The organism is Serratia ficaria, assembly GCF_900187015.1.
Taxonomy (GTDB): domain Bacteria; phylum Pseudomonadota; class Gammaproteobacteria; order Enterobacterales; family Enterobacteriaceae; genus Serratia; species Serratia ficaria.
This window is the reverse complement of record NZ_LT906479.1, coordinates 4,525,981-4,540,255: the sequence shown is the minus strand read 5'-3', so window position 1 is coordinate 4,540,255 and position 14,275 is coordinate 4,525,981. Positions and strand designations below refer to the sequence as shown.

12 protein-coding genes and 1 riboswitch are annotated in these 14,275 nt (G+C 63.3%); of the genes, 8 read left to right on the top strand and 4 right to left on the bottom strand.

The window, feature by feature from the left end; genetic code table 11:
• Positions 1-42: 42 nt before the first annotated feature.
• The 3 genes from glnE to yjeH all read left to right on the top strand — a co-directional run bounded on the left by glnE (position 43) and on the right by yjeH (position 5,666).
• Entirely contained in the window at positions 43-2,880 is a 2,838-nt protein-coding gene (glnE, locus tag CKW09_RS21255; protein ID WP_061797209.1) for a bifunctional [glutamate--ammonia ligase]-adenylyl-L-tyrosine phosphorylase/[glutamate--ammonia-ligase] adenylyltransferase, read from the top strand.
• A gap of 76 nt (positions 2,881-2,956) precedes the next feature.
• A complete protein-coding gene (hldE, locus tag CKW09_RS21250; RefSeq protein ID WP_061797212.1) occupies positions 2,957-4,387 on the top strand; it encodes a bifunctional D-glycero-beta-D-manno-heptose-7-phosphate kinase/D-glycero-beta-D-manno-heptose 1-phosphate adenylyltransferase HldE in 1,431 nt (476 codons plus the stop codon).
• 25 nt (positions 4,388-4,412) lie between these two features.
• Positions 4,413-5,666 carry an L-methionine/branched-chain amino acid transporter gene (gene yjeH / locus CKW09_RS21245; protein ID WP_061797213.1) on the top strand — a complete coding sequence of 418 codons (1,254 nt, stop codon included), beginning with the start codon at positions 4,413-4,415 and terminating at the stop codon, positions 5,664-5,666.
• A 26-nt stretch (positions 5,667-5,692) separates the two neighbouring features.
• Here the strand turns inward: yjeH and ubiK are convergent, their stop codons facing one another.
• Entirely contained in the window at positions 5,693-5,968 is a 276-nt protein-coding gene (gene ubiK / locus CKW09_RS21240; protein WP_061797214.1) for a ubiquinone biosynthesis accessory factor UbiK, read from the bottom strand.
• Between the two features lie 147 nt (positions 5,969-6,115).
• A riboswitch (FMN riboswitch) is annotated at positions 6,116-6,277 on the top strand.
• A 109-nt stretch (positions 6,278-6,386) separates the two neighbouring features.
• Between ubiK and ribB the strand changes: the two genes are divergently transcribed.
• Positions 6,387-7,040: a 3,4-dihydroxy-2-butanone-4-phosphate synthase gene (gene ribB, locus CKW09_RS21235; protein WP_061797216.1), complete on the top strand. Its 654-nt coding sequence runs from the start codon at positions 6,387-6,389 to the stop codon at positions 7,038-7,040.
• Between the two features lie 114 nt (positions 7,041-7,154).
• On the opposite strand, the gene zupT is transcribed toward ribB, so the two are convergent.
• A complete protein-coding gene (gene zupT / locus CKW09_RS21230; RefSeq protein ID WP_061797217.1) occupies positions 7,155-7,922 on the bottom strand; it encodes a zinc transporter ZupT in 768 nt (255 codons plus the stop codon).
• A gap of 207 nt (positions 7,923-8,129) precedes the next feature.
• Here zupT and ygiD point away from each other — a divergent pair, with 207 nt between their 5' ends.
• The gene (gene ygiD, locus CKW09_RS21225; RefSeq protein ID WP_061797218.1) at positions 8,130-8,912 is read left to right on the top strand and encodes a 4,5-DOPA-extradiol-dioxygenase; all 783 of its coding nucleotides are present in this window, start codon (positions 8,130-8,132) and stop codon (positions 8,910-8,912) included.
• 48 nt (positions 8,913-8,960) lie between these two features.
• Here ygiD and CKW09_RS21220 read toward each other — a convergent pair whose 3' ends face one another.
• Together CKW09_RS21220 and CKW09_RS21215 are read right to left on the bottom strand one after the other, a co-directional pair.
• A complete protein-coding gene (locus CKW09_RS21220; RefSeq protein WP_061797219.1) occupies positions 8,961-10,121 on the bottom strand; it encodes a glutathionylspermidine synthase family protein in 1,161 nt (386 codons plus the stop codon).
• A gap of 3 nt (positions 10,122-10,124) precedes the next feature.
• Complete coding sequence (locus CKW09_RS21215; protein WP_061797221.1) at positions 10,125-10,787, bottom strand: DUF1190 family protein; 663 nt, start codon at positions 10,785-10,787, stop codon at positions 10,125-10,127.
• Positions 10,788-11,113: 326 nt separating this feature from the next.
• Between CKW09_RS21215 and dhaK the strand changes: the two genes are divergently transcribed.
• The 3 genes from dhaK to dhaM are packed head-to-tail and all read left to right on the top strand — an operon-like array spanning position 11,114 to position 14,271.
• Positions 11,114-12,184: a dihydroxyacetone kinase subunit DhaK gene (dhaK, locus tag CKW09_RS21210; protein WP_061797222.1), complete on the top strand. Its 1,071-nt coding sequence runs from the start codon at positions 11,114-11,116 to the stop codon at positions 12,182-12,184.
• Positions 12,185-12,193: 9 nt separating this feature from the next.
• Positions 12,194-12,826, top strand: a complete 633-nt coding sequence (dhaL, locus tag CKW09_RS21205) for a dihydroxyacetone kinase subunit DhaL (protein WP_061797223.1) — start codon at positions 12,194-12,196, stop codon at positions 12,824-12,826.
• An 11-nt stretch (positions 12,827-12,837) separates the two neighbouring features.
• Positions 12,838-14,271, top strand: coding sequence for a dihydroxyacetone kinase phosphoryl donor subunit DhaM (gene dhaM / locus CKW09_RS21200; protein ID WP_095099293.1), 1,434 nt, complete (start codon positions 12,838-12,840; stop codon positions 14,269-14,271).
• The last annotated feature ends 4 nt before the right edge of the window (positions 14,272-14,275 follow it).

The following is a 14,275-nucleotide window of genomic DNA, read 5'->3' as shown; positions in this document are numbered from 1 at the left end:
GCCGGCCTGCCAGGCTGCAGGCCGCAGAACGGGTCATACACTATGTCGCCACTCTCAGCAGCGTTACAGGCTCAGGCACAGCAGGTTGTGCAGCGTTTTCGGGAAGTTCGGGGCGCGGAGTGCGCCTTCAGCGAACAGGAACAATGGGTGCTGGCGTCGAGCGATTTCGTCAGCGACGCGCTGCTCGGCCAGCCGGAGTGGCTGGCGACGCTGCGCAAGCAGCCGCCGACGCCCGGCGAGTGGCAGCACTACGCCGCCTGGCTGCAGGACTCTCTGGAAGAGGTGCGCGACGAAGCCGGGCTGATGCGCGCATTGCGCCTGTTCCGCCGCGAGACGCTGGTGCGCATCGCCTGGGCGCAGGCGCTGGGCCAGTGCACCACCGAAGAAACGTTGCTGCAGCTGAGCGGGCTGGCTGAAACGCTGATCGTCAGCGCGCGCGACTGGCTGTACCAGACCTGCTGCCGCGAGTGGGGCACGCCGTGCAACGCCGAGGGCGCGCCGCAGCCGCTGCTGATCCTCGGCATGGGCAAGCTGGGCGGCGGCGAGCTGAACTTTTCGTCGGACATCGATCTGATCTTCGCCTACCCGGAAAACGGCCAAACCCAGGGCGGGCGGCGCCAGTTGGATAACGCCCAGTTCTTCACCCGGCTTGGCCAGCGGCTGATCAAGGCGCTGGATCAGCAGACCATCGACGGTTTCGTTTACCGGGTGGATATGCGCCTGCGGCCGTTCGGCGACAGCGGGCCGCTGGTGATGAGCTTCGCCGCGCTGGAGGATTATTATCAGGAGCAGGGGCGCGACTGGGAACGCTACGCCATGGTGAAGGCGCGGCTGATGGGCGGTGCGGAAGACGCCTACAGCCAGGAGCTGCGCAAGACCCTGCGGCCGTTCGTGTTCCGCCGCTATATCGACTTCAGCGTGATCCAGTCGCTGCGCAACATGAAGGGCATGATTGCCCGCGAGGTGCGGCGGCGCGGGCTGAAAGACAACATCAAGCTGGGCGCCGGCGGCATCCGCGAAATCGAATTCATCACCCAGGTATTCCAACTGATCCGCGGCGGGCGCGAGCCGGCGCTGCAGGGGCGTTCGCTGTTGCCGACGCTGCAGGCGGTGGGCGAACTGGGGCTGCTGGAAGCCGGGCAGGTGCAGGCGCTGAGCGCCGGCTATCTGTTCCTGCGCCGGCTGGAGAACCTGCTGCAGGCGATCGCCGATCAGCAGACCCAGACGCTGCCGCAGGACGCGCTGGATCAGGCGCGATTGGCCCAGGGCATGGGGATGGCGGATTGGCCGGCGCTGCTGGCGGCGCTGGAGGCGCATATGCAGGCGGTCAGAGCGGTGTTTAACGACCTGATCGGCGACGATACCCCCGACGTGGGCGAAGATCCCGATTACCAGCATTATCACAGCCTGTGGCAGGATGCGCTGGAGGAAAACGAACTGGCGCCGCTGACGCCGCACCTGGACGAAGAGGCGCGGCGGCAAATGTTGCGCACCATCGCCGATTTTCGTCACGACGTCGACAAACGCACCATCGGCCCGCGCGGCCGCGACGTGCTCGATCAGCTGATGCCGCGCCTGCTGGCGGAGGTGTGCCCGCGGCAGGATGCGCCGACGGCGCTGCTGCGGCTGACGCAGCTGCTGCTGAGCATCGTCACCCGCACCACCTACCTCGAGCTGCTGGTGGAGTACCATGCGGCGCTCAGCCATTTGATCCGCCTGTGCGCCGCCTCGCCGATGGTCGCCAACCAGCTGTCGCGCTACCCGCTGCTGCTGGACGAGCTGCTGGATCCGGCCACCCTGTATCAGCCGGTGGCGCCGGACGCCTACCGCAGCGAGCTGCGTCAGTACCTGCTGCGGGTGCCGGAAGACGACGAAGAGCAAAAGCTGGAGGCGCTGCGCCAGTTCAAGCAGGCGCAGCAGTTGCGCATTGCTGCGGCGGATATCGCCGAGGCGCTGCCGGTAATGAAAGTGAGCGATCACCTCACCTATCTGGCGGAGGCGATCATCGACGCGGTGGTGCAGCAGGCCTGGGGCGACATGGTGGCCCGTTACGGCCAGCCGACCCACCTGCAGGAGCGTGAAGGGCGCGGTTTTGCGGTGATCGGCTACGGTAAGCTGGGCGGCTGGGAGCTGGGGTACAGTTCCGATCTCGATCTGGTGTTCCTGCTGGACTGCCCGCCGGAGGTGATGACCGACGGCGAGCGCTGCATCGACGGCCGCCAGTTCTATCTGCGCCTGGCGCAACGGGTGATGCACCTGTTCAGCACCCGCACCTCGTCCGGCATTCTGTACGAAGTGGACGCTCGCCTGCGGCCTTCCGGCGCCGCCGGCATGCTGGTCAGCACCGTGGAGGCGTTTGCCGATTATCAGCAGAACGAAGCCTGGACCTGGGAGCACCAGGCCCTGGTGCGCGCGCGCATCGTACACGGCGACCCGGCGCTGCATCAGCAGTTTGACGCCATTCGCCGCGAGATCCTGTGCAAAGCGCGCGAGCCGGAAACGCTGCGGCGCGAAGTGCGCGAGATGCGCGAGAAGATGCGCAGCCACCTGGGCAGCAAGCAACGCGATCTGTTTGATATCAAAGCCGATGAAGGCGGTATCACCGATATCGAATTTATCGCCCAATATCTGGTCTTAGGCTATGCGAGCGCCGAACCGCGCCTGACGCGCTGGTCGGATAACGTGCGCATCTTCGAGCTGATGGCCAACTACGACATCATGCCGGAAGAAGAAGCGCGCGCGCTGACCCAGGCCTACGTTACCATGCGCGACGCGATCCACCACCTGGCGCTGCAGGAGCATTCCGGCAAGGTCGGCGGCGGGCTGTTCGCCGCCGAACGCGAGCAGGTGCGCGCCAGCTGGAGCAAATGGCTGGGCTAATACGTTTTGCAGGTATTCCGGAGGTCTGTGGTAATATCTGCGCCACTAAAATTTTGTTCTTTTTTGGAGTTATCGGATGAAAGTTACGCTGCCTGATTTTCGCCGCGCCGGTGTACTGGTGGTAGGCGACGTCATGTTGGATCGCTATTGGTATGGGCCGACCAGCCGTATTTCACCGGAAGCCCCGGTGCCGGTGGTCAAGGTCGATACCATCGAAGAGCGTCCCGGCGGCGCGGCTAACGTGGCGATGAACATTGCCGCACTGGGCGCCAATTCCCGCCTGGTGGGTCTGACCGGCATCGACGATGCGGCGCGGGCGCTGAGCGCCAAGCTGAACGAAGTCAACGTGCGCTGCGACTTCGTTTCGGTGCCGACCCATCCGACCATCACCAAGCTGCGCGTGCTGTCGCGCAACCAGCAGCTGATCCGTCTGGACTTCGAAGAAGGTTTCTCCAACGTCGACCCGCAGCCGATGTTTGAGCGCATCCAGCAGGCGCTGCCGCAGATTGGCGCGCTGGTGCTTTCCGACTACGCCAAGGGCGCGCTGAGCCAGGTACAGGGCATGATCCAACTGGCGCGCGCCGCCAAGGTGCCGGTGCTGATCGATCCGAAAGGCTCTGATTTTGAACGCTATCGCGGCGCTACGCTGCTGACGCCGAACCTGTCCGAATTCGAGGCGGTGGTAGGCCACTGCAAGGATGAGGCCGAACTGGTCGAACGCGGCATGAAGCTGGTGGCGGATTTTGAGCTGTCCGCGCTGCTGGTGACCCGTTCCGAGCACGGCATGACGCTGCTGCAGCCGGGCATGGCGCCGCTGCACCTGCCGACGCAGGCGCAGGAAGTGTTTGACGTGACCGGCGCCGGCGATACCGTGATCGGCGTGCTGGCCGCCGCCCTGGCCGCCGGCAACAGCCTGGAAGAGTCCTGTTTCCTGGCCAACGCCGCCGCCGGCGTGGTGGTGGGCAAGCTGGGGACGTCGACCGTTTCGCCGATCGAACTGGAAAACGCGGTGCGCGGCCGCGCCGAAACCGGCTTTGGCGTAATGAACGAAGCCCAGCTGAAAAACGCCGTGGCGCAGGCGCGCCAGCGCGGTGAAAAAGTGGTGATGACCAACGGCATCTTCGACATCCTGCACGCCGGCCACGTGTCCTATCTGGCCAATGCCCGCAAGCTGGGCGATCGGCTGATCGTGGCGGTCAACAGCGATGCCTCCACCAAGCGCCTGAAGGGCGAAACCCGCCCGGTCAACGCGCTGGAAAACCGCATGATCGTGCTGGGTGCGCTGGAAGCGGTGGATTGGGTGGTGCCGTTCGAAGAAGACACGCCGCAGCGCCTGATCGCCGACGTCCTGCCGGACCTGCTGGTGAAGGGCGGTGATTACAAGCCGGAAGACATCGCCGGCAGCAAGGAAGTGTGGGCCAACGGCGGCGAGGTCAAAGTGTTGAACTTTGAAGATGGCCTGTCGACCACCAATATCATCAAGGCAATCAAAGACGGGCGCGGTTAACGCCCGCTAAAAACGGCGGTGGCCAGTGGGCGGACTGAAGCAGGATTTAGGTTTGGCGCAGGGCGTTGGGCTGTTGTCCACCTCGCTGCTGGGTACCGGGGTCTTCGCCGTACCGGCGTTGGCGGCGCAGGTGGCGCAAGGCGATAGCCTGTGGGCCTGGCCGCTGTTGATCGCGCTGGTATTCCCGATCGCCATCGCCTTTGCCGCACTGGGGCGCCGTTTCCCCAGCGCCGGCGGGGCCGCGCATTTCGTCGGTTTGGCCTTTGGCCCAAGGCTGGCGAAGGTGACCGCCTGGCTGTTTTTGTCGGTGATCCCGGTTGGGTTGCCCGCCGCGCTGCAGATTGCCGCCGGTTTCTGGCAGGCGGCGTTCGGCTGGAGCGCCAACGGCCTGCTGGTGGTGCAGGTGGCCACGCTGGTCGCCATCTGGCTGCTGGGCACGCGCAGCGCCGGTTCCAGCGCCAATATTCAAACGCTGATCGCCGTTTTGGTGGTGGCGTTGGTGGCCGCCATCTGGTGGCGGGGCGAAATATCACCCGCGCAGATCCCCTGGCCCGCCCTTGACGATATCTCCCCTCCCAATCTGTTCCATGCGCTGGCGGTGATGTTTTGGTGCTTCGTCGGGCTGGAGGCCTTCGCCCATCTGGCGACCGAGTTCCGTAACCCCGGGCGTGATTTCCCGCGGGCGCTGCTGATCGGCATGCTGGTCGCCGGCGCGGTGTACTGGGGCTGTACCGTGGCGGTATTGCATTTTCACGCCTACGGCGAGCACCGGGCCGCCGCGGCGTCGCTGCCGGGCATTGTGGTGCAGCTGTTTGGCCGGCATGCGCTGTGGATCGCCTGCGTTATCGGCTATCTGGCCTGTTTCGCCAGCGTGAATATTTATACCCAAAGTTTCGCCCGGCTGGTGTGGTCGCAGGCGCAGGACAAACCGTCCAGCGCCTTGGCGCGGCTTTCCGCCGGCCAGGTGCCGCTCAACGCGCTAAGCGCGGTGGTGGGGTGCTGCCTGCTGTTCACCCTGGTGATTTACACGCTGAGGCTGCCGCTGGATCTGCTGCTGGTCTACGCCAATGGCATCTTCGTGCTGATTTATCTGCTGTGCATGCTGGCGGGCTGTCGGATATTGCAGGGGCGCGCGCGGCTGATGGCGGCGACGGGGTCGCTGCTGTGTCTGCTGCTGCTGGTGATTATCGGCTGGAAAAGCCTGTATGCGGTGGGCATGTTCACCGGGATTTGGCTGGCGCTGCGTTACTGGCCACGGGCGGCGGCCAACGAGCGGTAAGGGCGCGGCGAGGCGCCCCGACGATATTATTCTTCTTCCTGCTTGGCGGCCGGCGCGGCGTTCAGCTTGCCTTCCAGCTCGGTCATGCGCTGTTCCAGCAGCGCCAGTTTCTCGCGGGTGCGCAGCAGCACCTGGGTCTGCACGTCGAACTCTTCGCGGTTGACCAAATCCAGACGGGTCAGCTGCGATTGCAGCACCTGGCGGATTTTTTTCTCAACGTCTTCCCCGAATTCACGGACGCCTTTAGGCATGGATTCATGAACCTGGCGTGCGATCTGTTCAATTTTTTTCGGGTCAATCATGGCGTATCCCTTTCAGAGTTTTTAATAGCTGCCGCCTAGTGTAATGCGAGTTGCCCGCCGGATAAACTATTAACCGCATTCATCGCGCCTGTCTGAATTGTGCTTTTGCCAATTGCCCCATTTAATCATTAGCGTTATAGTCAATCTGCTTATTCTCAGGGCGGGGTGCAAGTCCCCACCGGCGGTAAATCACCTTCTACGGTGAAAGCCCGCGAGCGCTCAGCCTGTTCGTTACGGACCGGTTAGAGGTCAGCAGATCCGGTGTAATTCCGGGGCCGACGGTTATAGTCCGGATGGGAGAGAGTAACGGTATCTGCCGGGTTTGTGCCCGCTTGCGTTATTTTTTTAGCTACTGCTAGCTACTCCTCAAGATCGCCCTGGTTCTGGTAATCCATAATTTTTAATGAGGTTTTTTACCATGAATCAGACGCTACTTTCAGATTTCGGCACGCCGGTAGAACGCGTTGAACGCGCTCTGGACGCATTGCGCAACGGGCGCGGCGTGATGGTGCTCGATGACGAAAACCGTGAAAACGAAGGTGACATGATCTTCGCCGCAGAAACCATGACCGTTGAGCAGATGGCGCTGACCATTCGCCACGGCAGCGGTATCGTGTGCCTGTGCATCACCGAAGACCGCCGTCAGCAGCTTGAGCTGCCGATGATGGTGACCAACAACTCCAGCCAGTTCCAGACCGCCTTCACCGTGACCATCGAAGCGGCGCAGGGCGTGACCACCGGGGTTTCCGCTTCCGACCGCCTGACCACCATCCGCGCGGCCATTGCCGATAACGCCAAGCCGAGCGATCTGAATCGCCCGGGCCACGTGTTCCCGCTGCGCGCGCAGCCGGGCGGCGTGCTGAGCCGCCGCGGCCACACCGAAGCGACCATCGATCTGGTGGCGATGGCCGGTTTCAAACCCGCCGGCGTACTGTGCGAACTGACCAACGACGATGGCAGCATGGCGCATGCGCCGGAAGTGATCGCGTTCGCCAAACAGCACGAGATGGTGGTGTTGACCATCGAAGACCTGGTGGCTTACCGCCAGTCTCACGAGCAGAAAGCCAGCTGATCCGGCTCGAGCCTTCGATGATGAAAAAGCCGCGTAATGCGGCTTTTTTTATGGTTTTAACGCGGTGGAACCGCGCTTGACAGGCGCACCCCCGGCGGCCGAGCTAGCGGTGGCTCAACCGATACCGCCGCTTTGCAGCAGCGTCAGGCTGAACCCCATGACCGCCATCCCGCACAGCACGCCGTAGCTGGGGTTATTGTGCGGATCTATCTCTTTCGCCAGCGGCATCAGCTCATCCACCGACAGCGCCACCATGATGCCGGCTACCGCCGCCATGATTGAAGCCATCACCACCGGTGAAATCATCGGGCCGAGCAGCAAGAATGCCAGCACGCCGCCCAGGATCTCCGCCATGCCGGAAATGCCGGACCACAGCAGCGCCTTGGTCTTCGAACCGGTGGCGGCATACACCGGGCCGGCGACCGCCAGCCCTTCAGGAATATTATGGATGGCCACCGCCAGCGCAATGCCCATCCCCAGCTCCAGATCGGCGCTGGCGGTGACGAAGGTCGCGATGCCTTCGGGAAAGTTGTGCAGGCTGATGCCCAGCGTCAGCAACAGCGCGGTGCGCTTCAGATTGTGCGGCTGCAGCGGCTGTTGCAGCAGGTCTTGCGGATGCTGGTGCGGCAGCAGGCGATCCAGCGCGAAGTAGCCCAGCAGGCCGAGCATGAACATGCCGTAACCCAGCATCGGCGACATGCCGGCGGTATGCAGCGCCGCAGGCAGCATTTCCATCAGTGAAATCAGCAGCATAATGCCGGCGGCAAAGCCGAGGGCAAAGGCCAGCATTCGGTTGGACGGCTTCTGGCCGATGATGCCGAACAGGGCGCCGACAAAAGTTGCGCCACCGGCCAGCAGGGTCAGGATCAGCGGTACCGACATTGTGGCCTCCTCTATGCTAATGATAATTATTTATTTTCCGATACTAACAGAGTAAGAGCATAAATCGAGTGGATTTGGCTGATTGTTCCCATTGCCCGAACCGTTCAAATTTATTGAAGATCATCATCAGGGTTATCCGGCTGTGTCGGCCTGGCAAAGGGCGTAATGTAATCCTCAGAACCCGTGATGATTAACCAAGGAAATCCCATGAACACCTCTCGCATGCCGGCGCTGTTTCTCGGCCACGGCAGCCCAATGAACGTGCTGGAAGAAAACCGCTATACCCTGGCATGGCGTGCGCTGGGGGAGACATTGCCGCGTCCGAAGGCGATAGTGGCGGTTTCCGCCCACTGGTACACCCGCGGCACTGCGGTGACCGCGATGGAGCAGCCAAAGACCATTCACGATTTCGGCGGTTTCCCGCAGGCGCTGTTCGACACCCGCTATCCGGCGCCGGGTTCGCCCGAGCTGGCGGCGCAGCTGCAGCAGCTGTTGGCGCCGGCCAAGGTCACTGCGGACCTCGGCGAGTGGGGGTTGGATCACGGCACCTGGGGCGTGTTGATCAAGATGTACCCTGAAGCGGACATTCCGGTGGTGCAGCTGAGCATAGACGGTACCCAGCCGGCAGCCTATCACTATGAACTGGGCCGCAAGCTGGCCGCGCTGCGCGAGCAGGGCGTGATGATCGTCGCCAGCGGCAACGTGGTGCATAACCTGCGGATGGTGAAGTGGCAGGGAGACACCAGCCCTTACCCCTGGGCGGAGTCCTTCAACCGCTTTGTGCGCGATAATCTGGCTTACCGGGGCGATAATCATCCGCTGGTGAATTTTATGCAGCACGAAGGCGCGGCGCTGTCCAACCCGACGCCGGAACACTATCTGCCGTTGCTGTATGTGCTCGGCAGCTGGGACGGCCAGGAAGCGGTGAGCGTGCCGATCGACGGCATGGAAATGGGAGCCCTCAGCATGCTGTCGGTGCAGGTCGGGTAAATAAAAAACGCCAGTCAGAGACTGGCGTTTTTACTGGCGGAGCGCGGATCAGCCCAGGATGATATGCGGATAAAAACGCGACAGATCCTGGGTGATCAGCTCGCGATCTTCACGCAGGCCAATGCCGCAGGGCTGATCGTTGACCAGCCAGCTGCCGATCAGCGTATAGCTGCCTTCAAACTGCGGCAGCGCGTGGAACTGCTGCACGATCATGCCTTCTTCACCGTAGGGGCCGTCGACGCGCGCCACTTCCTGACCGTTTTCGACGATCTGGATATTGGCGCCTTCGCGTGAGAACAGCGGCTTGGTGACGTAATGATCCAGCGGCGGATGATCGTCTTCGGCGAAGTAGGCCGGCAGCAGGTTGGGATGGTTCGGGAACATCTCCCACAGCAGCGGCAGCAGCGCCTTGTTGGAGACGATGCTTTTCCAGGCCGGTTCCAGCCAGCGTACGCCGGCGTCTTCCAGCTTGGTCGAGAACATCTCGCGCAGCATAAACTCCCAGGGATACAGCTTGAACAGGTTGCCGATCACCTGATCCTGCAGATCGGTGAACTGGCCCTTTTCGCCGAGGCCAATCTCTTCCATAAACAGGAACTCGGTCGGCAGGCCGGCCTCCAGCGCGCAGTCCTGCAGATATTGCACGGTGCCGCGATCTTCTTCGCTGTCCTGGCAGCAGGCCAGATGCAGCAGGCCGAAACCGTGCTGCGCTTTCAGCTCGGCGAAGCGCTCGATCAGCTTCTCCTGCAGGCTGTTGTATTGATCCGATTCGGGATCCAGCTTGCCGGCGTTGATTTGGTCTTCCAGCCACAGCCATTGGAAGAAGGCCGCTTCGTACAGCGAGGTCGGCGTATCGGCGTTGTTTTCCAGCAGCTTGGGCGGGTTGACGCCGTCATAGGCCAGATCGAGACGCGAATACAGCGAAGGCTGGTTGGTGCGCCACGCGCTGCGCACGAACTCCCAGGTGTGTTTCGGAATGCGGAATTTGGCCATCAGTTCGTCGCTGTTGACCACTTTCTCCACGACCTGCAGGCACATCCGGTGCAGTTCGGCGGTGGCGCTTTCGATCTCTTCAATCTGCGCCAGCGTGAACTGGTAATAGGCGTCTTCGCACCAGTAGGGTTCGCCGTACATGGTGTGGAATTTGAAGCCGAATTCAGTGGCTTTTTCGCGCCAGTCCGGGCGCTCGGTAATTGCAACGCGCTTCATGCATCAACCGCCCATGCTGCGAGAGCTGGAGGTGGCGCTGCTGCGCTGCATGCTGGTCTGCTTGGCCACGGTTTCACCGAAGCCGCCGCGGGTTACGGTGTTGGTGACCGCAGGTTTTGGCGCCATGGCGGTTTTCGGCACCGTCATGGTGCGGCCGCCGGCGGTGGCCGGGCCGTAGCTTTTACCGCTGGCGTCGACGAACTTGCCGTTAGCCGGGCTGGCGGCGTTTTTGGAGGTGAACAGCGGCTGCTGGGCAAAGCCGGAACCGCCCATCATGCGGCCCATCATGTAGCCGGCCATCAGCGGCATCCAGAAACTGCCGCTGCTTTGCGATTCCGCCGCCATGCCCGCCTGCGCCGGGGCTGGCGTCTGGGTGCACTGCGCTTCGCCGAACTCGGCGACGCAGTCTTCGCGGGTGGCGTATTTAGGCGCGGTTTTTTCGGCTTCTTTCAGCGCGTTGTTGTAGGCGGTGGTGCACTGCTCGCTCATCGACGGATTCGAGCGCGAACAGTCGTCGGCATTCTGATACATGGAGACGGTTTCGTCGCTCTTCTCGCAGCCGGCCAGCATAAAGACAGCGCTGATCGCCAAAGCCACGGGCGCCACAGGGTAGCTGCGCCAGGATTTGCGGAACGTCTCTTGGTTGATGTTTTTTGTCCGTTTCATCGTTATCAATCCCATCATGCGGGCTGTTTTCGCCCTTTCCCAGTAGTGGCGCTAAGGATAGGGGAAACATGGTCAAAATTAAAGCTGAAACGCCCACAGAATCCACTCTTTACGCAGCTATACGTTAGGGTGTGCGCCAGCTCGCTTTAGCGACGAAAAAACCGGCGCTATAGTTTCATCATGAAACGTCTGCCGTGCGGTTATGTTCCAAAATGAAACGAATATCCTGCCGCTCGCCAGACGGCTTTCAGGGCCTATAGTCAGACCTGATACGACCCGGCCAAAGCCCGGCGGGTTGCGCTCCTTGAGCTACAGAGGAACTAACCGTGAAAAAACTGATTAACCAGGTTGAGTCGGTGCTGGACGAGCAGCTGCAGGGGTTGGCGGAAGCGCACCCCGAGCTGTTGGTGCATCGGGAGCCGGCGTTCGTGACCCGCGCCGATGCGCCGGTGGCGGGCAAGGTGGCGATCCTGTCCGGCGGCGGCAGCGGCCATGAGCCGATGCACTGCGGATTCGTCGGTGAAGGCATGCTCGACGGCGCCTGCCCGGGAGAGATTTTCACCTCGCCGACGCCGGACAAAATGTATGAGTGCGGCCAGGCGATCGACGGCGGCGCCGGCGTGCTGCTGCTGATCAAGAACTACACCGGCGACGTGCTGAATTTCGAAACCGCGACCGAGCTGCTGCACGACAGCGGGGTGCCGGTGGCGACGGTGCTGGTGGACGACGACGTGGCGGTCAAGGACAGCCTGTTCACCGCCGGCCGGCGCGGGGTGGCGAATACCGTGCTGATGGAAAAACTGCTCGGCGCCGCAGCGGCGCGCGGCGACGATTTGGACGCGCTGGTGACGCTGGGCCACAGCATCAACAATCATGGCCATTCGATCGGCATCGCGCTGGGCGCCTGCACCGTGCCGGCCGCCGGCAAGCCGTCGTTTACCCTGGCGGAAAACGAGATGGAGTTCGGCGTCGGCATTCACGGCGAGCCGGGCATTGCGCGGCGTCCGTTCACCACGCTCAACGCGGCGGTGGACGACATGTTCCATACGCTGATCGATCACGGCCATTACCAGCGCGCGATCCGCGTCTGGGACCGCCAGCAGGGCGAATGGCGCGATGAAGCGCAGACCAAGCAGCCGCTGACCCGCGGCGACCGGGCGATCGCGTTGGTGAACAATCTGGGCGCCACGCCGCTGTCCGAGCTGTACGGCGTTTACCACCGTTTGGCGGAGCGCTGCGCCGAGGCGGGCATCATCGTGGAGCGCAATCTGGTGGGGGCCTACTGCACCTCGCTGGACATGCAGGGCATGTCGATAACCCTGCTCAAGGTGGACGACGACCTGTTGTCCTTGTGGGATGCGCCGGTGAAAACGCCCGCGCTGCGTTGGGGTTGCTGAGGAGGGAGCATGGCGTTAACCAAACAACAGGTGGTCGACTGGCTGCTGCGCTGCGGCGAGGTGTTTACCCGGCAGCGGGACTTTCTGACCCAGCTGGACACCGAGATCGGCGACGCCGATCACGGCCTGAACATGAACCGCGGTTTCAACAAGGTGGTGGAAAAGCTGCCGTCGGTGGCGGATAAGGACATAGGTTTTATCCTGAAAAACACCGGCATGACGCTGCTGTCGAGCGTAGGCGGCGCCAGCGGCCCGCTGTTCGGCACTTTCTTCATCCGCGCGGCGCAGGCGGCGAACGCCAAGCAAAGCCTGGACCTGGCGGAGCTGCACCAGCTGATGCAAGAGGGCGTCGAAGGCGTGGTGATGCGCGGCAAGGCGGAGCCGGGCGACAAGACCCTGTGCGACGTCTGGTGGCCGGTGGTGGAGAGCCTCGGCCAGTCCGCCCGGCAGCAGCTGGCGGTGCCGGATGCGCTGCGGCGGGCGGCCGAGCGCGCCGAACAGGCGGTGGAGGGCACCATCACCATGCAGGCGCGCAAGGGCCGGGCCAGTTATCTGGGCGAACGCAGCATCGGTCATCAGGATCCGGGCGCCACTTCGGTGATGCTGATGATCAAAACGCTGGCAGAGGTCGCCGGCCAATAGCAGGAGGCGAGATGATCAATATCGTAGTGGTCTCACACAGCGCGCTGCTGGCGCGCGGGGTTGAACAGCTGGCGCAGCAGATGATGCGCGGCGACGGCTGCCGGCTGGCGCTGGCGGCGGGGGTGGACGATGAGGAACACCCGATCGGCACCGATGCCGTCAAGGTGATGGCGGCGATTGAGTCGGTGGCCGACGGCGCCGCCGGCATCCTGGTGCTGATGGATCTGGGCAGCGCGCTGCTCAGCGCGGAAACCGCGATCGATCTGCTGGATCCCGAACTGGCCGCTCGCGTGCGGCTGTGCGCCGCACCGCTGGTGGAGGGAACGCTGGCGGCGGTGGTCGCCGCCAATTCCGGCGCGGCGCTGGAACAGGTGGCGACGGAGGCGCAGGGCGCGCTGCAGGCCAAGCAGGCCCAGCTTGGCGAAGCTTCACCGGCGGCGAAAAGCGTGATTCTGCCGCTGACGCAGGGCAAAAGCGTCAGTTGGACGGTGCAAAATCCGCATGGGCTGCACGCGCGCCCGGCGGCGCGGTTGGCGGCGGCGCTGGCGCCGTTCGACGCCGAGCTGGTGTTGGAAAAGCAGGGGCAGTGCGTCGATCCGCGCAGCCTCAACCAGCTGGCGCTGCTGCAGGTGCGCCACGGCGACACCGTTCGCCTGATCGCCGCCGGCCCGCAGGCGGATCGGGCGTTGGCGACGTTCAAGACGCTGGCGGAACAGCACTTTGGTGAAACGGTATCCGAAGCGCAGCAGCCTTCGCTGCACGGCATTCCGGTGGCGGAAAGCCTCACCAGCGGCCCGGTGTTTCAGGCGCACAGCTTCTGGCCGACGATCGTCGAACGGCGAATTGGCGCGGACGAAGTGCTGAATGAACAGCAGCGGCTGCGCGAGGCGCTGCAGCATACGCTGAGCGATCTGAACCGGCTGGCGGAGCGCACCGGCACACTGATCGGCAAACCGCAGGCGGCGATCTTCGGCGCGCACAGCATGCTGTTGGACGATCCCGATCTGCAGCAGGCGGCCTATACCCGCATCGCCCAGCGCCAATGCAGCGCCGAGCAGGCGTGGCGCCAGGAGCTGGAGGCGATCGCCGAAGACTATCGCGCCCTGGACGATGACTACATGCGGGCGCGTGAGCTGGACGTGCGCGACATGCTGCGCCGCACCCTGAGCCACTTGCGCGGGCAGCCGCTGCCGCCGATCGCGCTCAGCGAACCCTCGATTCTGGTGATGGATGAGCTGATGCCTTCCGACGTGGTGATGCTCGATCGCCGGCTGGTGCTCGGCATCTGCCTGAGCGGCGGCCATGCGTTATCGCACAGCGCCATTTTGGCCAAGGCGATGGGCATCCCGATGGTGGTCGGCATGCACGATTGCATGAGCAAAACCCGCAGCGGCCAGAAGGCGATGCTGGACGCCGCGCGCGGCGTGCTGCAGCTCAGCCACTGAGGGC

Excerpts from the sequence above, each read along its gene's own strand:
- glnE (WP_061797209.1), top strand. The coding sequence starts at position 43 with ATGTCGCCACTCTCAGCAGCGTTACAGGCTCAGGCACAGCAGGTTGTG.
- hldE (WP_061797212.1), top strand. The coding sequence starts at position 2,957 with ATGAAAGTTACGCTGCCTGATTTTCGCCGCGCCGGTGTACTGGTGGTA.
- ubiK (WP_061797214.1), bottom strand. The coding sequence starts at position 5,968 with ATGATTGACCCGAAAAAAATTGAACAGATCGCACGCCAGGTTCATGAA.
- ribB (WP_061797216.1), top strand. The coding sequence starts at position 6,387 with ATGAATCAGACGCTACTTTCAGATTTCGGCACGCCGGTAGAACGCGTT.
- zupT (WP_061797217.1), bottom strand. The coding sequence starts at position 7,922 with ATGTCGGTACCGCTGATCCTGACCCTGCTGGCCGGTGGCGCAACTTTT.
- ygiD (WP_061797218.1), top strand. The coding sequence starts at position 8,130 with ATGAACACCTCTCGCATGCCGGCGCTGTTTCTCGGCCACGGCAGCCCA.
- CKW09_RS21220 (WP_061797219.1), bottom strand. The coding sequence starts at position 10,121 with ATGAAGCGCGTTGCAATTACCGAGCGCCCGGACTGGCGCGAAAAAGCC.
- CKW09_RS21215 (WP_061797221.1), bottom strand. The coding sequence starts at position 10,787 with ATGAAACGGACAAAAAACATCAACCAAGAGACGTTCCGCAAATCCTGG.
- dhaL (WP_061797223.1), top strand. The coding sequence starts at position 12,194 with ATGGCGTTAACCAAACAACAGGTGGTCGACTGGCTGCTGCGCTGCGGC.
- dhaM (WP_095099293.1), top strand. The coding sequence starts at position 12,838 with ATGATCAATATCGTAGTGGTCTCACACAGCGCGCTGCTGGCGCGCGGG.